General features: G+C 31.3%; 26 protein-coding genes. 24 read left to right on the top strand and 2 right to left on the bottom strand.

What is annotated here, in order from left to right; all coding sequences use genetic code 11:
• Positions 1-91: 91 nt before the first annotated feature.
• The 5 genes from nfsB to FT986_RS15425 all read left to right on the top strand — a co-directional run bounded on the left by nfsB (position 92) and on the right by FT986_RS15425 (position 4,733).
• Entirely contained in the window at positions 92-751 is a 660-nt protein-coding gene (gene nfsB, locus FT986_RS15445) for an oxygen-insensitive NAD(P)H nitroreductase (RefSeq protein WP_147865801.1), read from the top strand.
• Between the two features lie 19 nt (positions 752-770).
• Positions 771-1,778 carry a zinc-binding alcohol dehydrogenase family protein gene (locus FT986_RS15440; protein ID WP_147865800.1) on the top strand — a complete coding sequence of 336 codons (1,008 nt, stop codon included), beginning with the start codon at positions 771-773 and terminating at the stop codon, positions 1,776-1,778.
• 41 nt (positions 1,779-1,819) lie between these two features.
• Positions 1,820-2,653: a DUF4437 domain-containing protein gene (locus FT986_RS15435; protein WP_147865799.1), complete on the top strand. Its 834-nt coding sequence runs from the start codon at positions 1,820-1,822 to the stop codon at positions 2,651-2,653.
• Positions 2,653-3,762: an L-dopachrome tautomerase-related protein gene (locus FT986_RS15430; RefSeq protein ID WP_147865798.1), complete on the top strand. Its 1,110-nt coding sequence runs from the start codon at positions 2,653-2,655 to the stop codon at positions 3,760-3,762. The genes FT986_RS15435 and FT986_RS15430 overlap by 1 nt, the downstream gene beginning before the upstream one ends.
• Before the next feature lie 104 nt (positions 3,763-3,866).
• Complete coding sequence (locus tag FT986_RS15425) at positions 3,867-4,733, top strand: AraC family transcriptional regulator (RefSeq protein WP_147865797.1); 867 nt, start codon at positions 3,867-3,869, stop codon at positions 4,731-4,733.
• Here the strand turns inward: FT986_RS15425 and FT986_RS15420 are convergent, their stop codons facing one another.
• A complete protein-coding gene (locus FT986_RS15420) occupies positions 4,734-5,144 on the bottom strand; it encodes a hypothetical protein (RefSeq protein WP_147865796.1) in 411 nt (136 codons plus the stop codon).
• Between the two features lie 155 nt (positions 5,145-5,299).
• On the opposite strand from FT986_RS15420, the gene FT986_RS15415 reads away from it, so the two are divergent.
• The 16 genes from FT986_RS15415 (at position 5,300) to FT986_RS15335 (ending at position 17,497) form a co-directional block, all read left to right on the top strand.
• Positions 5,300-5,455, top strand: a complete 156-nt coding sequence (locus FT986_RS15415) for a hypothetical protein (RefSeq protein WP_255506002.1) — start codon at positions 5,300-5,302, stop codon at positions 5,453-5,455.
• A 111-nt stretch (positions 5,456-5,566) separates the two neighbouring features.
• A complete protein-coding gene (locus FT986_RS15410) occupies positions 5,567-6,550 on the top strand; it encodes a zinc-dependent alcohol dehydrogenase family protein (RefSeq protein ID WP_147865795.1) in 984 nt (327 codons plus the stop codon).
• 318 nt (positions 6,551-6,868) lie between these two features.
• Positions 6,869-7,831 carry a 2OG-Fe(II) oxygenase gene (locus FT986_RS15405; RefSeq protein ID WP_147865794.1) on the top strand — a complete coding sequence of 321 codons (963 nt, stop codon included), beginning with the start codon at positions 6,869-6,871 and terminating at the stop codon, positions 7,829-7,831.
• 142 nt (positions 7,832-7,973) lie between these two features.
• Positions 7,974-8,792, top strand: a complete 819-nt coding sequence (locus tag FT986_RS15400) for an SDR family NAD(P)-dependent oxidoreductase (RefSeq protein WP_147865793.1) — start codon at positions 7,974-7,976, stop codon at positions 8,790-8,792.
• Between the two features lie 138 nt (positions 8,793-8,930).
• Positions 8,931-10,037 carry an MBL fold metallo-hydrolase gene (locus FT986_RS15395; protein ID WP_147865792.1) on the top strand — a complete coding sequence of 369 codons (1,107 nt, stop codon included), beginning with the start codon at positions 8,931-8,933 and terminating at the stop codon, positions 10,035-10,037.
• 12 nt (positions 10,038-10,049) lie between these two features.
• The gene (locus tag FT986_RS15390; RefSeq protein ID WP_147865791.1) at positions 10,050-10,964 is read left to right on the top strand and encodes an AraC family transcriptional regulator; all 915 of its coding nucleotides are present in this window, start codon (positions 10,050-10,052) and stop codon (positions 10,962-10,964) included.
• A 172-nt stretch (positions 10,965-11,136) separates the two neighbouring features.
• Entirely contained in the window at positions 11,137-12,087 is a 951-nt protein-coding gene (locus tag FT986_RS15385) for an SDR family oxidoreductase (protein WP_147865790.1), read from the top strand.
• A 31-nt stretch (positions 12,088-12,118) separates the two neighbouring features.
• Positions 12,119-12,724 carry a hypothetical protein gene (locus FT986_RS15380; RefSeq protein WP_147865789.1) on the top strand — a complete coding sequence of 202 codons (606 nt, stop codon included), beginning with the start codon at positions 12,119-12,121 and terminating at the stop codon, positions 12,722-12,724.
• An 18-nt stretch (positions 12,725-12,742) separates the two neighbouring features.
• Positions 12,743-13,267 carry a hypothetical protein gene (locus FT986_RS15375; RefSeq protein WP_147865788.1) on the top strand — a complete coding sequence of 175 codons (525 nt, stop codon included), beginning with the start codon at positions 12,743-12,745 and terminating at the stop codon, positions 13,265-13,267.
• Between the two features lie 2 nt (positions 13,268-13,269).
• On the top strand, positions 13,270-13,713 hold the full coding sequence (locus tag FT986_RS15370) for a hypothetical protein (RefSeq protein WP_147865787.1): 444 nt from the start codon (positions 13,270-13,272) through the stop codon (positions 13,711-13,713).
• The gene (locus FT986_RS15365; RefSeq protein ID WP_187248654.1) at positions 13,701-14,186 is read left to right on the top strand and encodes an AraC family transcriptional regulator; all 486 of its coding nucleotides are present in this window, start codon (positions 13,701-13,703) and stop codon (positions 14,184-14,186) included. The genes FT986_RS15370 and FT986_RS15365 overlap by 13 nt, the downstream gene beginning before the upstream one ends.
• A 68-nt stretch (positions 14,187-14,254) precedes the next feature.
• Positions 14,255-14,557: a helix-turn-helix transcriptional regulator gene (locus tag FT986_RS15360; protein ID WP_147865785.1), complete on the top strand. Its 303-nt coding sequence runs from the start codon at positions 14,255-14,257 to the stop codon at positions 14,555-14,557.
• A gap of 324 nt (positions 14,558-14,881) precedes the next feature.
• Positions 14,882-15,484 (top strand): short chain dehydrogenase, encoded by a 603-nt coding sequence (locus tag FT986_RS15350; RefSeq protein WP_147865783.1) that lies wholly within the window; start codon positions 14,882-14,884, stop codon positions 15,482-15,484.
• Complete coding sequence (locus tag FT986_RS15345; protein ID WP_147865782.1) at positions 15,484-16,350, top strand: helix-turn-helix transcriptional regulator; 867 nt, start codon at positions 15,484-15,486, stop codon at positions 16,348-16,350. Before FT986_RS15350 ends, FT986_RS15345 begins: the two co-directional genes overlap by 1 nt.
• Before the next feature lie 89 nt (positions 16,351-16,439).
• Positions 16,440-16,640: a hypothetical protein gene (locus tag FT986_RS15340; protein WP_147865781.1), complete on the top strand. Its 201-nt coding sequence runs from the start codon at positions 16,440-16,442 to the stop codon at positions 16,638-16,640.
• Positions 16,637-17,497 (top strand): SDR family oxidoreductase, encoded by an 861-nt coding sequence (locus tag FT986_RS15335; RefSeq protein WP_147865780.1) that lies wholly within the window; start codon positions 16,637-16,639, stop codon positions 17,495-17,497. Before FT986_RS15340 ends, FT986_RS15335 begins: the two co-directional genes overlap by 4 nt.
• 63 nt (positions 17,498-17,560) lie before the next feature.
• Here the strand turns inward: FT986_RS15335 and FT986_RS15330 are convergent, their stop codons facing one another.
• Positions 17,561-18,184 carry a LysE family translocator gene (locus tag FT986_RS15330; protein WP_147865779.1) on the bottom strand — a complete coding sequence of 208 codons (624 nt, stop codon included), beginning with the start codon at positions 18,182-18,184 and terminating at the stop codon, positions 17,561-17,563.
• A 110-nt stretch (positions 18,185-18,294) separates the two neighbouring features.
• Between FT986_RS15330 and FT986_RS15325 the strand changes: the two genes are divergently transcribed.
• The 3 genes from FT986_RS15325 (at position 18,295) to FT986_RS15315 (ending at position 20,404) form a co-directional block, all read left to right on the top strand.
• Complete coding sequence (locus FT986_RS15325; RefSeq protein ID WP_147865778.1) at positions 18,295-19,167, top strand: LysR family transcriptional regulator; 873 nt, start codon at positions 18,295-18,297, stop codon at positions 19,165-19,167.
• 58 nt (positions 19,168-19,225) lie between these two features.
• Positions 19,226-19,789, top strand: a complete 564-nt coding sequence (locus tag FT986_RS15320) for a TetR/AcrR family transcriptional regulator (RefSeq protein ID WP_147865777.1) — start codon at positions 19,226-19,228, stop codon at positions 19,787-19,789.
• Positions 19,790-19,855: 66 nt separating this feature from the next.
• Positions 19,856-20,404, top strand: coding sequence for a carboxymuconolactone decarboxylase family protein (locus tag FT986_RS15315; RefSeq protein WP_147865776.1), 549 nt, complete (start codon positions 19,856-19,858; stop codon positions 20,402-20,404).
• Positions 20,405-20,445 lie beyond the last annotated feature (41 nt).

The following is a 20,445-nucleotide window of genomic DNA, read 5'->3' as shown; positions in this document are numbered from 1 at the left end:
ATAAATATCAATTTTTTGTACATGATTTCAGTTTTAGTATGTTCTTACTTTTGTAATGAAAATTAAAACAACTTATTTAAAACACATACAAATGAATTTAAAAGAAATATTAAACTGGAGATACACTACTAAGGAATATGATGCAAGCAAAAAAATATCTGATGAAGATATGGCTGAAATCAAAAACTTGTTGAGAATGAGTCCTTCAAGTGTTAATCTACAACCTTGGCATTTTATCGTTGCTGAAACTGCAGCAGGTAAAGCACGTATAGCAAAAGGAACCCAAGGTTTCTTTCATTTTAATGAACCTAAAGTTACTAATTCTTCTGCAGTAGTATTGTTTTGTGTAAAAACAGATGCTGACGATGCTTATTATCAGCATATTGCCGATACCGAAGATGAGAATGGAAGATTTCCAAATGAAGATATAAAAAATGGGTTTTTAGGGGCTGTTAAAACCTTTGCAGGTATACATAAATACGACTTAAAAGACCTTCAACACTGGATGGAAAAACAAGTGTATCTTAATATTGGAAGCTTTTTATTAGGAGTCGCTAGTTTAGGTATCGATGTCACACCAATGGAAGGTATAGATGTAAAAGCTTTAGATGAAGAGTTTGGTTTAAGAGAAAAAGGGTATACTGCTTTAGTTGCTGTTTCTTTAGGATATAGAGCAGAATCTGATTTTAATTCAACTGAGAAAACACCAAAATCTAGATTACCAGAAAATGAAATTTTTACTGGTATATAATTTTTAAAAATTAAGTCAGATGAAAGCAATAGGATACAAAGAGAATTTACCCATTGACAATTTAAATTCTTTACAAGATGTAGAATTAGAAACTCCAAAAGCTACAGGAAGAGATATTTTAGTTGAAATAAAAGCTATTTCTGTAAATCCAGCAGATTATAAGGTACGTGCAGGAATGCCCGCAGAAGGTGACAGCTGGAAAGTTATTGGCTGGGATGCTACCGGAATAGTTACAGCAATTGGTGAAGATGTGACTCTTTTTAATGTTGGAGATGAAGTTTGGTACGCAGGCGATTTTACTCGTCAAGGTAGTTATGCAGAATACCAAATTGTAGATGAGCGTATTGTTGGTAAAAAACCTCAAAGCTTATCTTATGCTGAAGCTGCTGCATTACCATTAACCACACTTACAGCCTATGAAATGTTGTTTGATCGGTTAGAGGTATCTAAAGACGATGCCAGCAAATCTATTTTGGTAATTGGTGCCGCTGGTGGTGTAGGTTCTATTTTGGTGCAATTGGCTAAAAAACTGACGAAGTTGAACATTATAGGTACGGCTTCTCGTGAAGAAACTACGTCTTGGATAAAAGAATTAGGTGCAGACATGGTTATTAACCACAGAAATAAATTGAGCGAAGAGTTCGATAAATACAATTTACCGGCTCCGGAGTATGTAGTAAGCTTAAATGCTACGGAACACCACGTAGATGAAATTGCTAAACTGATTAAACCTCAAGGGAAATTCGGATTTATAGATGACCCAAAATCGTTAAATGTAATGCCTTTTAAAGGAAAAGCGATTTCTACGCACATAGAGTTAATGTTTACGCGCTCTATGTTTAAGACCGAAGATATGATTGAGCAGCATAATATATTGAACAAAGCTTCCGAATTAATCGACAACGGAACTATTAGAACTACGTTAGGCGAAAATTTTGGAACTATAAATGCTGAAAATCTTAGAAGAGCGCACGCTTTTTTAGAAACGGGTAAAGCAAAAGGTAAAATTGTTTTAGAAGGATTTTAGGCTAATTGAGTTAAATAAAAACATTAATAAAAAATATCAAAATGAAAAAAACAATACTACTTGCTTTAGCAATAGCAACAACGGCATATACAAGTGCACAAACACCAACAACGGATCCTGCCAAATCTGTAAATGAGGTGGTAACGGCAGACAATGTAGAATGGGGTTGGTTAAATCCGTTACGTGGGGACAAAAGTCCGGCTGCCGGAAAACTTTGGGGAGACCGTACAAAAAATGAACCTGCAGGATTTTTAGTGAAATTTAAAAAAGGATTTTCATCGCCTCCACACATTCATAACATTACTTATAGAGGTGTTGTAATACAAGGTTTATTACACAATGACGATGAAAAAGCAGAAAAACAGTGGTTGCCAGCAGGATCTTATTGGCAGCAACCAGCAGGAGAAGCACATATAACTGCAGCAGATGGACAAGAAAATTTAGCTTTTTTAGATATTCAAGAAGGACCGTATTTAGTACAACCAACATCTGAAGCTTTTGATAATGGCGAAAGATCTATTAATGTAGACAAAACCAATATGGTTTGGCTAAATGCAAAAAATATTAAGTGGGTAAAAGAAATGAGTAATGTGCAAACTGCCTTTTTATGGGGTAGTCACGAGGAAAATCAATTGCGTGCAACACTTTTGAGGTTACCAGCAGGCTTCAGTGGAAAAATCAAAAATTTGAGTCCTAATTTTAGAGCAGTTGTTATTTCTGGAGGAATAACTCATCAGTTTTCTAAAAAGGGAACTAAAAATCAATTAGACGCTCCTTCATATTTTGGCGCAGAAGAAAACGCAACCTCAATCATTTCAACATCTAAAGAAACGGTGATTTATATTAGAAGTAACGGTGATTTTGAAGTAAAGTAATGATGAAAAAGGCAAGTATCATATTAAGTTTAATCATTTCAATTATGGTTACACAGGCTCAAAATACTTTAGCGGAATTAGAAACATACGCAACCGTAGACCAAGCAGTTGGTAATATCACGTTTACTAATTCAGGAGATTTGGTTTATAGTCACCATCCATTTTTTTCTCCGGCAAGAAGAGTAGTGAAATTTGATAAAAAAACGAATACGACTACGCCTTTTCCTAATTTAGAATGGAATACACCACGAGAAACCGATGATAATTACTTGAGCAATGTTTTAGGAATCCGTAATGATGAAAATGGGGTTATCTGGATGATAGATATGGCGCAACGTAACAATGTAACGCCAAAAATTGTAGGCTGGAATACAAAAACCGACAAATTAGAACGTATATATTACTTGCCAGAGTCAAGTGTACCTTCAATTAGCCAACCTAATGATATGGTGGTTGATACCAAACATGGTTATTTTATTATAGCCGATGAAGGTATTGGTAATGGAGGAGATGGGAGCAAGGCAGCTTTTATCATCGTAGATATGAAAACGGGAAAAACACGTCGTGTTTTGGAAGGTACAAGATCTACGTTACCAGAAAACACACCAACAGTAATTAAAGGGAAGCATTTAGCTGTTAGCGGAAAGGATTTATTGGTTGGTAACGACGGAATTACAGCAGATAAAAATTTTGAATACATCTATTACGGACCGTTAAACGGAACTAAAATCTACCGAATTAAAACAGTAGATTTAGTTAACGAAGCGTATACAGATGAAGATTTAGATTCTAAAATTGAAACCTATTCAGAAAAACCAAATAATGGCGGAATGTCTATAGACAAAGATGGAAACATTTATTTAACTGCTTTAGAAAGCAATAGTGTTGCAGTAGTTTCTGCAAATGATAAAATGGTTAAAACAATGGTGCAACATAAAAATATGGTTTGGCCAGATGGTGTTAGTTACAATCATGTAGATGGTTATATGTATGTTTCGGCAGCACAGGTAAATAAAGGTGCAATTTTTAACGATGGAAAAGATCAATCAACAAAACCATTTTACATTTTTAGATTTAAGCCTATTGTTAAGGGTGTTTCTTTCAGATAGCTTTAAAATTAAAACTGAAATATTTTTAAATTATTTGTGTAAGAATGTATCAACTTAAAGTAGCTTTTTCAACTTCAATTATTTAGTAACTTTATAAAAAGTTTATGCCTAGAACTATTATTGAAAATATCGTTATTGCACAATACAAAGACCAAATATTTTTTGAGTTTTGTAAGTATACCACCATTCGTTTTTTTGAAATTGTATATTTTGAAAAAGGATCAGGAACTATTAAAATAAATGGTAAAACGGTAAACTATTCTGCAAATAGTATTTTTGTATTTATTCCAGATGACATTTATATCATGAACCCAGAATCAGCAACATCTACCATTGCTATCAAATTTTTAAAGAGTTTTTTTAGAAATACAAGTTCTCAAAATGTGAACCTGCCAGTAAATGATTGGTTTCGCAAAATTGAAGAAATTCTAAATAGTGAAAGTCATGAACTTCGTGAAATGCAGTTTGAAACGGAAGCAGATCGTGCACATTTAGTGGCTTTAGTGAATATGACTGCTACCGAATATTTAAACAAACAATCCTTCGATATTTTTATCATTCAAAATTCCCTGTCAGTTATTTTACATTTAATTGCAAGAAACATTCAGTTTATAAATGTTTCAGAATCTGTCAAAGAAGTAAAGTCTTCTAAAATTCAGCAAATTATAAATTACATTCATTCTAATATTTATAATTCAGATTTACTACACACTAAAAGTTTAGCAGAAGAATTTAATATGGCAGATAATTATATAAGTGAGTTTTTTAAAAAGCATACAGAAGTGTCTTTAAAAAAATACATTATCAATTACAAATTGAAACTTGTAGAAACACGTTTAAAATATACCGATTTGCAATACTCTGAAATTGCAGCAGAACTTGGTTTTACAGATTCTAGCCACTTAAATAAAACCTACCAAAGCTATAAGGGAATGACAATTGGAGCCTATAAAGCAAGTATAACTGTATAATTAAATACCTTCAAAAATTCCCGAAACAAATTCCCCAATTCCATCTAACAGTCCATCAAATACATCTCCAAAATCTAACCAAGAAGCATCAATATCTGAATCGGGAATTTCTTTCCAATTAGAAAAAGAAGTACGAGATAACCCGCTTAGCATTTCTGTTTTCATTTCTATATAATCACAAGCTTCCCCAGTTTTTTTATGGTAAGTATCAAAATCTGTATGTGATGAGTGAACACTCATACCCCAACAAGCAAAATCAAGATATTCAAACCATTTGCTATTTCTGTGTGCTTTTTTTACTTCTTCAGGTTTATAGTATTTCTTCTTACCATGTTTATTTATAAGAATTTCACCAATATCAGAAATATAATCTCTTTTGTTTTTTGGAGGGAACTCGCAAGATGTACTCATTATTAAGTTAAATATTTAATACAAACTTAGTAAAATATTAATTACCTCTTTTTTTACTAAAAGCCCTTTGTTTTTTACCTGTTTCAAAATGAATGTCTAAGATACCTTTGTATTATAATAAGTTTAGAACTAATGTTAACCAAAAACATTTTACTATGAACTACAAAAACTTTCAAACTTTTACCGCAGAACAAAAAGGAGGAATTTTAACAATAGACATCAATTTTGGACCAGTGAAAGTACAAGGACAAGATATGTTAGCAGATTTAAGCAGTCTTTGCAGCGGTAAAACGTTTCCAATATGCAGATGACAACAGTGTCCAGTTTGACCATAAAAACCAAAAAAATTGGGAACAAATGGTTATTGATATTCAAGAAGTAAATTAATAAAAAAAATAATTATAAATTAAAAGAAAACAGATATGAAAGCGATGTTAATTAAGGAATACGGAGAAAATGCAAATTTTGAAGTATCAGAAATTGAAAAACCAGAAGTAAAAGCTAATCACGTTTTAGTGAAAATTGCTGCCTCAAGTGTCAATACTATTGATATGATGATAAAAAATATGGGGTCTGATTTACCTTTATCACCAGCATCTCCAGCATTACTAGGTATGGATTTTTCTGGAACAGTTGAAGCAGTTGGAGAAGGAGTAGAGGATTATAAAATAGGAGACGAAGTTTATGGTTGTGCTGGCGGACTTGCAGATTTACCAGGAACTTTAACCGAATATATTGTTGCAGATAGCGATCTAATTGGTCACAAACCAAAGGATTTAACTATGCGAGAAACTGCTGCATTACCTTTAGTAGCGATTACTGCATATGAAGGATTGACAAGAGCAGGTGTTAAAGCTGGTCAAAAAGTTTTAGTTCACGGTGGCTCTGGCGGGGTTGGTCATTTAGCAGTTCAATTGGCTACGTATTTTGGAGCAGAGGTATTTGCAACTGGTACGGGTGATAAACAAAAAACTATTGTTGAAAGATTTGGTGCTACATTTATTGATTTTACAACTGAAAAGGTAGCAGATTACACAAATAAATATACAGATGGTGGTTTTGATGTTGTATTTGATACAGTTGGAGGTCCTAATTTAAATAATTCTATTGAAGCTGTTACCTTAAACGGACATATTTCTACTACGGTTTCTTTACTAGAATTAGATTTAACTCCATTGCACTTTAAAGGAGCTTCATTACACGTAGTATTTATGTTAATCCCTATGTTACACAATTTCAACAGGGAAAAACACGGTGAAATTTTAAAAATATTAGCTGAAATATCAAATGCTGGAAATTTAACACCCATTGTTGATGAAAATCAATTTTCATTAGAACAAGTTGGTGAAGCTTATGCGCATTTAGCTAGTGGAAAAGCTATTGGAAAAGTAATTGTTGAAAATTAAAAAATTCTGATTATTAGTACCCCTTAAAATTGATTAGTTGTATTAAAATGCCTCTTCATGAGGCATTTTTTATGCTGTAGATAAACCTTGAAAATTACTATTAAAGCCAGATTTACTACCAAGAAATTACAAGTGTCTAAGGCTACCTTTGTTATCATATTATTAATCCTCTAACTTATAATTATATGAAAAATTAATTAAACTGAAAGTCTAAGGTTACGCATCCTAAATATCTGTGGGGATTATAAATACATCTAGATTATATGCAATACATAACAAACTTGAAGAAAAATTATTTCAATTAAAAATAAATTAATTATGAAAACAAAGATAAATAAAAATGCTCTAGAACAAGCTCGTGCGCTTACTTTACCTACTCGTGAAGCCTCTCTAAACCGTGAAACATCTGTATCCCATTTCTGGAATAGTAACCGAAATTTACTTGAAAATACTTGGGCAGAATGGGAAATTGAAAATAAAGGTAACATACTAATTCCAGATGAGAAGCTACTTGACCCACGTTTGAGAAAAGCTATAAATGAAGCATGGGAAAACCCTGAAAAAGAAAATGCTGTTGCAGACTTATGGGAAGAAATTATTCCTGGTGTATATTCTGCCCAATTTTTTGACCTTGAACGCTTAGCAGAATTTCGTAAATATTTAGAAGCTGTAGTAAATTCAAAAATTCCTAAACGTGCACCATATGGAATACAATTAAATCGTTATGGAATGATGCTCGATCCACGTTCTGAAGGTCATCTTACTGCACCTAATTTTCAGGCGTTTTACAATGAAATAATGGACCGTTATATGCGCCCGGTTTCTCGTTTATTACTTGATACTTATGGTTATGATAATCAAACATTTGGTTTCTCTATTCAGTATAATCCAGATAAGGATAAAGATTTGCATGCACATACTGATGCTTCCGCTGCTACTTTAAATATTAATATTAACTTACCCGAAGAAGAGTTTACGGGTTCGCAAGTTGATTTTCACGACAAAACTACGGGGAAAACTGTACAAACTATCTTCGAACCTGGCAAAGCAATACTTCACAGAGGCAACGTGCCACACGCTACACACCCAATTATCAGTGGGCAACGTAGTAATTTGGTAGTATGGCTATATGGAGACCATATGAAAATTCCACGTGGCGGTTCAAGTAGTTATGGTAGTGTTAATAATTCAGAATCTAAAGATATAAAAAGAGAAAAGATTACTCCTCGCCAGCGTTGGAGTTTACCAGAGGATCCTAAAGATACAGCTGCACCGTTTTAAAAAGAATAACTTGCAATAAAATTAGATTTACTAGATTAACTAATTCAGAATGAAAAAAATGTCACCTTGAGCGCAGTCGAAAGGTCTTAATAATTCTCGACTGTACTCGAACTAATATATTTCATACAAAATAAAAGATAAAATGCATAAAATCATATTAGTAACAGGAAGCACAGATGGTGTAGGGAAATTAACTGCTTTAAAATTTGCACAAGATGGACATTCAGTTTATGTACACGGTAGAAGTGAAGCTAAAGTAAACAATGTAGTTGCTGAAATAAAAGATGCTTCAAATAATAAAAATATAAAAGGATTTGTAGCTGATTTTTCAGATTTAAAAACCGTTAAACAATTAGCAGAAAAAATTAAAAGTGAAATATCAAGTTTAGATATTTTAATCAACAATGCAGGAATTTTTAAAAGTCCTATTGAAAAATCAAAAGACGGTTTTGATATAAGAATGGCTGTAAATTATTTAGCCCCTTACGTTTTAACTGAAAACATTTTATCTGTGTTAGAAAAAGGAAGTAATCCAAGAATTGTTAATTTAAGTTCTGCTGCACAATCAACAGTTAAAAAAGAGGTATTAATTGGTAAAACTACAGTTAATGAAAGTGAAGCTTACGCACAAAGTAAATTAGCATTAACGATGTGGAGTTTTAATTTTGCAAAACAACACCCTAATATTACGACCATAGCTGTAAATCCAGGATCTTTATTAAACACAAAAATGGCTAAAGAAGCTTATGGTCAACATTGGTCTTCAGCAGAAAAAGGAGTGAACATTTTATACGACTTAGTAACAGCTGAAGTATATAAAAATGATTCAGGTAAATATTTTGATAACGATAAAGGAAATACTATTGGGCATTTTGCTTCTGCACATCCAGATGCTTATAAAAAAGATATGATAAACGATCTTATTAGAATTACAGAAAAACTTCTAGAGAAAATAAATTAAGAAATTAGTATACAACTATCAGTAATTAGAATACATTCATAATTGATGATTTCTATAATTTTGCTTTACAGTTATTTACAAAACAACATTATAATGACCAATTTTAATTAAATGTTCAAGAAAATTTTAAAGCGAATAATGATAACAATTCTCATCATCATAAGTATTCTCATTCTAGTATATTTAGCATTTACTAATTTTTATCCTAGTTTTGGAGGGGATATTACAAAAGAACAAAAAGTAGTATTTCAAAAATCTCAACAGTTTAACGATGGGAAATTTAGGAATACTAATCCTGTTCCTAAAGATTTAAGCTTTTCTGAAACTATGAGACTGGCATACACTTTCTTCACAACTAAAGTGCCTAATGGTAGACCAAAAAAAGATTTAGAAATTCATAAAATTGACTCCGTTGAGGTTGCAAACTATAAAGGAAATTCTCGTTTAATTTGGTATGGACATTCTGCTTTTTTATTACAAATTGAAGAAAAAAATATATTATTAGATCCTATGTTTGGTAAAGTTGCCGCCCCACATTCCTTAATGGGAGGGAATAGGTTTAACTCTCAATTACCGCTTGAAATTGAAAAATTACCAGAAATTGATGCCATTATTTTTTCTCACGACCATTATGATCACCTAGATTATGAATCGGTTTTAAAGCTTAAAGACAAAACCAATCATTTTTATGTTCCACTTGGCCTTGGGGTACATTTAAAAGCCTGGGGAGTTCCATCAAATAAAATTACTGAAATGGATTGGTGGCAAGAAACCCAGTTTGAAACATTAAAATTAGTTTGCACCCCTGCACAACATTTCTCGGGTCGAAAACTAAATAATGGTCAGAGTACCTTATGGAGTTCTTGGGTAATTCAATCTAAAAATGAAAATATTTATTTTAGTGGAGATAGCGGTTATGCAAATCATTTTACTGAAATAGGTAAAAAATACGGTCCTTTTGATATTGCTTTAATGGAATGTGGGCAGTATAACGAAAAATGGGCAGATATACATATGATGCCAGAAGAAACCGCACAAGCGGGAATAGATTTAAAAGCCAGTAAAATAATGCCTATTCATTGGGCAGGTTTTAAATTAGCATTACACGAATGGACAGATCCTATAAATCGTGTGAAAGCTGAAGCGGAAAATCTAAATTTAAAAGTAATTACGCCAAAAATAGGAGAAGAGATCTTAGTGAAAGATTCAGTTAGCGCTTATACAGATTGGTGGAAAAAACTATAACTTAGCTTATAAATGAAAGAGATAATAACCATTAATAGTATTGCTGAAGTTTATGAGTTTTTTCAATTAGGAAAACCTCAGCATCCCTTGATTTCAATATTACGAGTGAGCAACGATTTAGAAAATTTAGATATAGAAAAGTTTAAATACTCTTTAGGTCTATATCAAATTAGTTTAAAAGACAGTTGTCCTTTTACTATAAGAAATTATGGTAGAAACTCTTATGATTATCAAGAAGGCTCTATGGTTTTTATGGCGCCAAATCAAGTTTTAGAGTTTGAAAAACAAGATATAAATAAAGATGATACCGGTTGGTCTATTATTTTTCATCCAGATCTAATTAGAAAAGCAGAACTTGGCAAAAAGATAAGTCAGTTTTCATTTTTTGATTACGCTTCAAATGAAGCCTTACATCTTTCAGAAGAGGAACGAGAAACCATTACAAACATTGCTCTTACTATTGAAAAAGAGATTTGCAATAATATTGATGCTCATAGTCAAACATTAATTATTTCTAATTTAGAACTATTGTTGAATTATTGCGTGCGTTTTTACGATCGTCAATTTTATACAAGAACCAATTTAAACCAAGATATTGCTAGCCAATTTGAACAATTATTAAGGATGTATTATCAAGAAAATAAACAGCTAGAATTAGGAATTCCTTCGGTTCAATTTTGTGGTGAAGAAATGAATATGTCTCCTAAATATTTAAGTGATTTATTAAGAAAAGAGACAGGGCAAGGGACGCAAGATCATATTCATCAACTTATTATTGAGAAAGCTAAAAACCAATTGCTAAATTCAAAAAAGAGTGCTAGTGAAATAGCATATTCCCTTGGGTTTGTATATCCGCAATATTTCAGTAAAATCTTTAAAAAGAAAACTTCTATGAGTCCTAAGGAGTTTAGACATAGCACAAATTAAAAAAACGAAAGCTTACAGGATTAAAGGATACTGATGCTTTTCTACTTAAAGGCCTAATTTCTGCCAAAAGTATCCAAGCTTCTGCGAAATTTATACATTTTCTGAAACTGTTATAGTGAATTTTGTTCTGTTAAAATAGAAATAAAATTTACGAACAAAATAAGGTAAAGAGATGAATAAAAATAAATTTGGTAAAAAAGGCTGGACTCCAGAAAGAATAGGAAATTTAAAAGGTAAAACATATATCATTACAGGTACCACTAGTGGTACAGGATTTGAAGCAGCAAGAATTCTGCTTTCAAAAGGAGCTAAAGTTGTGATGCTTAATCGTAATCCAAAAAAATCTGAAGATACCCTTACAACCTTAAAGCAGGAACTTGGTAATGATATAGAAGTATCTAACATACTTATGGATTTGGCAGAACTCGCTTCCGTAAAAAAAGCTGCGGAAGAAGTTCTTAATACTGTCCTTAAAATCGATGCACTTATCTGCAACGCTGCCATAGCTCAAGTACCCAAACAAACACTTACCGTTGACGGTTTTGAAAGTCAGTTAGGTGTAAATCATTACGCTAACTTCTTACTACAAGGCTTACTTTATCTACGAATTGAAGAATCTAAAGGACGTATAATAGTTGTAGGTAGTGAAGGTTATAAAATGGGAATTAAAACCATACAGTTTGACGATATGAACTGGAACCAGAATTACAGTCCCAATGGCGTATATAGCCAAAGCAAACTGGCGCAAATTATGTGTGTATATGAATTACAAGATCGTTTACAAAAAGCGGGGAAAACTAATGTAAAAATATATGCATGTCATCCAGGAGCTTCGGCAACTTCTTTAATTAAAACCAGCGGTAGTTTAATGACAAGGTTTGTATGGCAAATAATGAAACTAACCCCAATGGTACAGTCGGCTAGAAAAGGTGCATTTCCAGAGTTGATGTGTGCAACAGAGCCAAACCTAGATCAAAAAGGATTTTATGGTCCTACCGGAAGAAATTATTGGACAGGCCCTGTGGGCGAGTGCAAATTAGAGTCCCATGCCAAAGATAAAGCTGTAGCAGAAAAGCTTTGGAAAGTCTCTGAAAATGCCACAGGATTCAAGTGGAACTTATAATTCTTAATACACAAAATCTTAAAACATAGAAATGAAAGAAATAAAATACATAGGGATATTACTGGTATTGCTAATATCGATCAATGCTTTTTCGCAAAATAGAAATTGGACAATTGAAAACTCTGAAGACGATAAATCTAGCGTTAAGTACGAACTCATCAAGGAAGACGAAGGAACTCATTTTTATTATATAGCTCAGACTACAGCAAAAGTTTCATTAACTAAATTAGATGCATATTTTTCTAATACAACTAATCATAAAAATTTTTTGGAAAGAACGCCCACCACTGAGGAAATAAAAAGAATATCAGACAATGAATGGTTAGCTTATTATTTTTTCGATGCGCCTTGGCCACTTTCTAATAGTGATATCGTTATAAGAATTAATCGAACTAAAACTAAAAATAAACTTATTTTTATAGCACAAGCAATATCAAGTAATTATAAAAAATCGGATATTGAGAGAATGACAGATTATAAGGTTATTTATGAGTTTGAAAAAATGGATAACGAAACAACAAAAATCACCTATAATGCAGATTATATACCAGTAGGCTCTATTCCCAAATTTTTAATTAAAACTTGGTTTCCTGAAGGACCCATTAATATTGTTAAGAATATAGGAGCTAGAAAATAAAAATATAAAATTTAAGTAATGGATATATTAAAAACAGCAACCCATTGGGCAAAAGACGAACTTTTTTCAATCCCATTTTTTATTCTCTTTGGGTTTGTATTTATTGCTGCTAGTTTAGGTTTCTGGCAGTTAGGAAAAACCGATATAGCAAGAGCTTATATAATTCCGACTATAGTCACAGGAATTTTACTTATAACTATAGGATGTGGACTATTCTTTACTAATAAATCGAGAATTACAGTTTTTGAAGTAGCCTATAATAATAACCCTGCTGAATTTGTAAAATCAGAAATTGTGCGTACCGAAAGTACTTTAAAAGAATACAAAACCATAGTTTTTAAGGTTATTCCTATTATTATCATTATTGCAGCTTTACTTATAATTTTTATAAATACTCCAAGTTGGCGTGCAATTAGCATCACTACTATTGCCATGATGATGGTAATTTTGTTAGTAGATGGCGCTGCTCATGCTAGAATTGAAGCTTATCATAAGAAATTGGTATTAGTAACAGAAAACAAAAGTTTTGAAAAATTAAAGTAAAAATGAAAACAATACATAATGTAAGTACCATCAGCGAATTTCATAAGTTACTAGGATTGCAAAGTCCAGATCATCCTTTAATTTCGGTAATTCATACCAAAGATTTACCTAAAGATCTACAAATTCATGCAGGAAAATATAAGTTTAATTTTTATATTATAAGTTTAAAAACAAGCTGTCATAGCCAATTTAAATATGGACGAAATTCTTATGATTTTGACGAAGGTTCTATGTCTTTTACAGCATCTGGGCAAGTGTTTGATTTTCAAAATACTGACGAAAATCAATTAAATACAGATGAAGGCTGGACTGTAGTTTTTCATCCAGATTTTATTAGACACACTTCCTTAACGGAACAAATTTCAGACTATACATTTTTAATTATGAGGTTTATGAAGCATTACATATTTCTGAAAAAGAAAAGAAAATGCTTTTGGAGTTTATAAAAAACATCAGTATTGAAATCACTAATACTACTGATAGACATTCGCAAGAATTAATCATAATTAATTTAGAAAGCATTTTAAAATACAGTAAACGTTATTACGATCGTCAATTTTATACAAGAACTAATTTAAACAAAGATTACTTAATAGAGTTTGAACGTTTTTTAAAAAACTATTTTACTTCTACAGAATTGACAAACAAAGGATTACCAAATATTAAACAATGTGGAGAAGCCTTAAATATGTCAGGCCATTATTTAAGTGATTTACTAAAAGCAGAAACAGGGGAAAGTGCTAAAGAACACATTCATAATTATGTAGTAGAACAAGCAAAAAATAAGCTATTGAGTACCACACCTTCAATTAGTGAAATAGCGTTTGATTTAGGTTTTGAATATCCTCAACATTTTAGTAAAATTTTTAAAAAGAAAACCTCGATGAGTCCGAAGGAATATAGATGTTCTTTAAATTAAATTTCTTCTCCCTAAAAAAAAATCTGTTTATGTTTTTATATATCTAGATTTATAGATATATTTGTTTTATGGATTTAAAACTTGCTACTGAAATAGGGAAATGTTTATCTAATCAAACTAGATTTCAGATTATGGAATGGTTAAAAGAGCCAGAGAAAAATTTTCCGCCTCACGAATCATTAAGACATTTTGATGAAGGGGTTTGTGTAACCTATATTCAAGAGAAGGCAGGTTTATCTCAATCGACCATTTCAACCTATTTGACCAATATGGAGAAATGCGGACTTTTAATTTCTACCAGACATGGTAAATGGTCTTATTTTAGAAGAAATGAACAAATAATCCAGCAATTTGTAAAATACCTGAGTTAAAAAAATTTAAAATTATATATCGACATATAGCAATATAACAAACTATGAAATTATTTATTGATATTTTAGGATGGGTAGGTTCAAGCTTAATAATTTTTGCCTATGCGTTGACGCTTATAGAAAATAAAAAATACTTAACTTTTAGCAAGTATTTGAATTTGCTAGGTGGAATATTCATTGCTATAAATTGTTATTATTATAATGCAATACCTCCCTTTGTTACCAATTTGCTGTGGAGCATCATTGCCACGTTAACGATCTATAAAACAAGAAAAAAGAAAATACACTGTAGTAAAAATAAATGTTTAACATAATATATAAAATATGAAAATTTTAATTATTGGAGGAAACGGAACTATTGGAAAAAAAGTAGTTTCAAATTTTAAAAATAAAGATGAAGTAATTATTGCTGGGCGTACAAACGGTGATGTTACCGTAGATATTTCTAGTAGTGATTCTATAAAAGAAATGTTTGAAAAAACCGGAAAACTTGATGCTATAATCTGTATCGCAGGAGAAGCTAAATGGGCAAAGTTTAATGACCTTACCGAAGAGGATTATTATATAGGCTTAAAGAGTAAACTTATGGGGCAAGTTAATTTAGTGAGAATAGGACAAAATTATTTAAACCCAAAAGGTTCTATTACGCTTACCACTGGAGTATTAGCAACTAGTCCTGTCGTGCAAACTACGAGTGCTGCTATGGTAAATGGAGGAATTCACAGTTTTGTAAAAGCAGTTGTGCTAGAAATAGAAAGCGGTTTAAGAGTAAATGTTGTATCTTCAGATATGGTAGAGGATGCTTATGAAAAATATAAAGACGTTTTTCCTGGTCACAACCCTGTGCCAATGAGTAAAGTAGTTAATGCTTATATAAAAAGTGTAAAAGGAAAAGGGAATGGTGAGATCATTCACGTAAGTGCTTAATGTTAGAAAAAATACCAAATATCTCTTTTAATAGTAGCGAAGGCGCCACCGATATTGAGTTTTTGCGCCTTTCTGAACTTTTTTCTAGGATAGCCAAAAATCCTACTCATAATCCAAGAAAGTTACACAGACTTAATTTCTTTGCTTTGTTAATTGTCACTTCTGGTAGTGGAACTCATCAAGTAGATTTAAAACGTTATGCTATTCAAAAAGGCTCAGTACTTAAAATCGCAAAAGGTCAGGTTCATGCTTTTGAAGAGAGTCTAGGATATGAGGGGTATTTGGTAATTTTTACTGAAGATTTTGTATTGAAGTATTTTTCAGAATCTACAATTAATTTTATTTCTCAATTGTATAATTATCATATTTCCCAACCCTTGGTGGAAAATAGTACTTTTAATGATTTTTTTCTGAAACAAATCTTAGAAGAGCTTCAAACTAAAGATTCTTATGCAAAAAAAGAGATAATTTCTAAAATGTTAGAATTATATTTATTAAAACTAGAACGACTTGCACATAGCTCTAATTCAGATAAACTGAAAAAAGAATATTTTGAACATTTTGTAAATTTTAAAAATTTGGTAGAACGTAATTTTTCTACCACCCGAAATGCGAAACAATATGCAGAGCGCCTTTCTATTACTCCCAAACATCTTAATACCATTGTAAAAACCGTTACTTTAAATACTACAAAAGCCTTTATTGATCAATATGTTATTCTTGAAGCAAAACGAGCTATACTTAGCGGAGGTTATTCTCTAAAGGAAGTTTCATATCAAATGGGTTTTGATGAGGTAACCAATTTTTCTAAGTTTTTTAAAAAACATACAGGCTTATCTCCTAAACAGTACAAATTTACAATATAAGTCTCAGGTTTCATATTTACCATTTTTTGAAATAGGCTCACCTTTTATGAAATTGTAAATAAATCGAATTTTACAAAAAAAATAATACTATGAGTAAAGTAGCGATTTGTCCAACTTGTGGCAGTAAATCTAAGATAAAAGAGAAAGACGGAGAAGTAACCTATAAAGCAATTCAAGATGAAGAAGCTTTTAAAAAAGTAGGACAGATGAAGAAAGCGATGGAAAAATTTAAAACCAAGGCAGAAGAACTTCAAAAGGAATTGGACATTTTAAAAGCAGAAAAATTATGAAAATAGCGGTAACATCAGCAAGTGGACAATTGGGAGGTGCAATTGTAAAAACATTAATAAAAGAAATAGGAAAAGAAAATGTTATTGCCATTGCTAGAACTCCTAAAAAAGCAGAACATTTAGGTGTTGAAATAAGAAAGGGAGACTATAATGAACATGAACAGTTTAATGAAGCTTTAAAAGGAATTGATAAAGTATTATTAGTTTCAGGAATGGATGAGCCAGAAAAAAGGATTCAACAGCATAGAAATGTAATTGACGCGGCGAAACAAAATAACGTTAAAAAAATCGTTTATACTAGCATAATTGGGGATGAAGATAAAACAGCATTCAGTTCTATAGTAAAAAGTAACAGGCAAACTGAAAAAGATATAAAAGAATCAGGTTTAGCTTGGGTAATTGGTAGAAATGGTATTTATATAGAGCCAGATTTGGAATATATAGAAACTTATACCAAAGAGGGGGAAATTAGAAACTGTGCTGCAGATGGTAAATGTGCTTATACAAGTCGGGAAGAATTAGGCTATGTTTATGCCCAACTGCTTATAAATGACAATCATAATTATAATACATTTAACTTAGCAGGAGAATCAATTACACAATCTCAATTAGCGACATTTATCAATAAAGTATATCAAACAAATTTAAAATACCATCCTGTTTCTGTAGAAGCTTATGCTACAGAAAGAAAAGAAGAGTTAGGTGATTTTATGGGAACCATAATTACAGGTATTTATGAAGGAATTAGGATTGGAGTAAATGATGTGACTTCAGACTTTGAAAAGGTAGCACAGAGAGCGCATCAATCTCCATCAGAGATGATAGAAAATTATCGAAAAGTTGATGATAAGATCTAAGTTCCAGTTAAATATTTGTTGGATTTAAACAGCTTCAGAATAAATCCTGAAGCTGTTTAAGTTTTACGCTAAAGCGATCTTGATACCAATGATAATAAATACTATTCCGCTTAACTTATTTAACCAATATCCTACACGGGGATTATTTTTGATTTTTTGTGAGAAAGCACTTGCAAATAAGGTTAAAAGTAAATACCATAAAACTCCAATTGAAGCATAGGTGACACCTAATACCATAAAAGGTAATGGATTTTCAATTTGCGTAGGATTAATAAATTGCGGAAAAAAAGCTAAAAAGAATAATGCAACTTTTGGATTTAATGTATTAGTTAAAAAGCCCGACCAAAAATCACTTTTTTTTCTTTTAGTAACTTTAATTTTTGTTTCATTTGGTAGAAAATCTTCTCTATTTCTAAATTTTATAAACCCTAAATAAATCAAATAAATAGCTCCCGAAAATTTGATTATTATCAGTGCATACTCAGAATTTGCAATAATAACAGATAAGCCTAAAGCAGCAAATAAAGTATGAGTAAAAACCCCTGAATTAATACCAAAAGTGGCATAAATACCCGATTTTCTTCCTTGACCAATAGACTTGTTTAGAACAAACACAGTATCCATTCCTGGAGTCATGGTAAAGAACACAGCAGTTATAAAAAAACCAAAAAAATTTTCAATTCCCATAGCCCATATGTTTTTTAAGAGTTAAGTAAAACATCTATGCAAATAAATTCTTTTGAGCGCTTTTAAAAAATACTTATTTTTGATTAACTAATGCTAAAAATGCATTAATTATGACTTTACAACAGATTAATTATTTTTTAATACTAGCGAAAGAATTGCATTTTTGGAAAACTGCAGAAAAAATTTTCATTTCTCAGTCTTCATTAAGTAGACAAATACAATCTTTAGAAGAAGAATTAGGAGTTGTGCTTTTTGAAAGAAATAAAAGAAACGTGAAGTTAACCAATGCAGGGATGTTTTTGCAAGAACAATGGACAGTTAAACTCAAAGAATTTGATCAAATTCATCGTCAGGCAAAAAAAATAGAAGAAGGGGAATCTGGTATAGTTTCTATTACTTATCCGGGATCTATTTCATACAGATTTCTTCCTGAATTTTTAGAAATTCTAAATTCCAATTTACCTGATTTAAAATTAGAACTTACTGAACCTACAGATGAAAATCATGAAAAATTATTAGTAGATTATCGTACAGATATTGCATTTAGCAGAGATCAGTTAAAGAACCCAAGTATTGAGTCTTTAAAATTGTATTCGGAGCCTATTTGCCTGGCAGTACCCAAAAATCATTGGTTTGTTCAACAAAAATCTAGAGATATTAGTAAACTAAAGAATGAAAAATTTCTTATTTCTGGATTACATCATACTACTTTCTTTGGTTCTCTTTTACGAGAATTATTTATAAAATATGGTTTTGAACCTACCACTACAATAGAGTCTGACTTTGGAGGCATGATTGTAAATTTAGTCTCTAAGAATATTGGAATTTCCATACTTCCTTATTCTTATAAATTTTCTAAAGCTGAAAACGTAGAGTTTTTAGAGTTAGATGAAGAAATAGATTTATATATTAATTGGAGAAAGGATGAATTAAATAAAACGATACATAAAGTGGTTGATTTTGCTCAGCTCGTTGATAAATAAATGTTAAATGCTTTTTGTTAACTAACCAATTGTTTAGTTTTGAACTATAATTAGAATTATGGCAAGAAAAAAAGAATATAAAGAAGAGGAAGTTATTGAAAATGCAATGTATTTGTTTTGGCAAAACGGTTATGAAAATACTTCTATGAAGATGTTAGAGCAAGAAATGGGCATTAATAAGTTTTCTATATATTCAAGTTTTGGGAGTAAACACGGTCTCTTTCTTGAAAGTTTAAAATGCTACAATTCTAAAATTAAAAAGATCTTCGAAAAGCTTAAAAATGCTTCAAACGGTGTTGAAGACATCAAAGAATTTTTTTATGATTCTGTAAAAATAGGATCTCAATTAGGTAATAAAAAAGGTTGTTTACTTACTAATACTTATAATGAATTTTCAGAGAGTGAGGATTTTTTAATTAAAAATGAAATGAATGTTTTTATGAGTAACCTTAAAAACATTTTTATTGAAAAGCTAAATACTGATGCATCCAAAAGCGAGGAAACAGTATTAAAGCAAGCTAACTTTTTACTTTTAGCTAAGCACGGTTTAGCCGCAGCGTCTAGAGTCAATACCAAAAAAGAAATAGAAGACTATATTGAAATGACGTTTAAAAACATATAAAAATTTTTTAACCCAAATCTAAACGATTGTTTAGATATTTATTAATAACAATTAAAGTTTAAAATTATGACAAGTTTAAAAATTCAGAATCTAGAATCTGCTCCAGAAGAGAGCAAAGAATTATTAGAAAAATCTAAAAAGGCTTATGGTATGATACCTGGTTTACATGGTGTTTTGGCCGGAGCTCCAGGGATTCTTGATGCTTACCAAAAATTACATGAGTTATTTGTAGATTCCTCTTTTAATAATGAAGAGTTAACTGTAGTATGGCAATCTATAAATGTAGAGCATGAATGTCACTATTGTGTGCCAGCGCATACGGGTATCGCTAAAATGATGAAAGTAGACGATGCTATCACAGAGGCTTTACGTAATGAAACTAAATTAGAAGATCCTAAATTAGAAGCATTGCGAACTATGACATTAAAAATTGTTCGTAATCGTGGAAATGTAACTCAAGAAGATTTAGATGCTTTTTACAAAGCTGGTTATGGCGAGAGACAAGTACTTGAAATTATCTTAGGCTTATCTCAAAAAACTATTAGTAATTATGTAAACCATATTGCTAATACACCAGTTGATGAAGGGTTTAAAAAATATGAGTGGAGTAAATAAATCTTCGTTTTTATTCTAAAACTTAAGATAGGTTAGTTGTT

This window comes from Mesonia sp. K4-1 (genome assembly GCF_008017825.1).
GTDB lineage: Bacteria > Bacteroidota > Bacteroidia > Flavobacteriales > Flavobacteriaceae > Mesonia.
The sequence above is the reverse complement of the archived record's forward strand: the minus strand, read 5'-3'. Positions and strand labels throughout refer to the sequence as shown.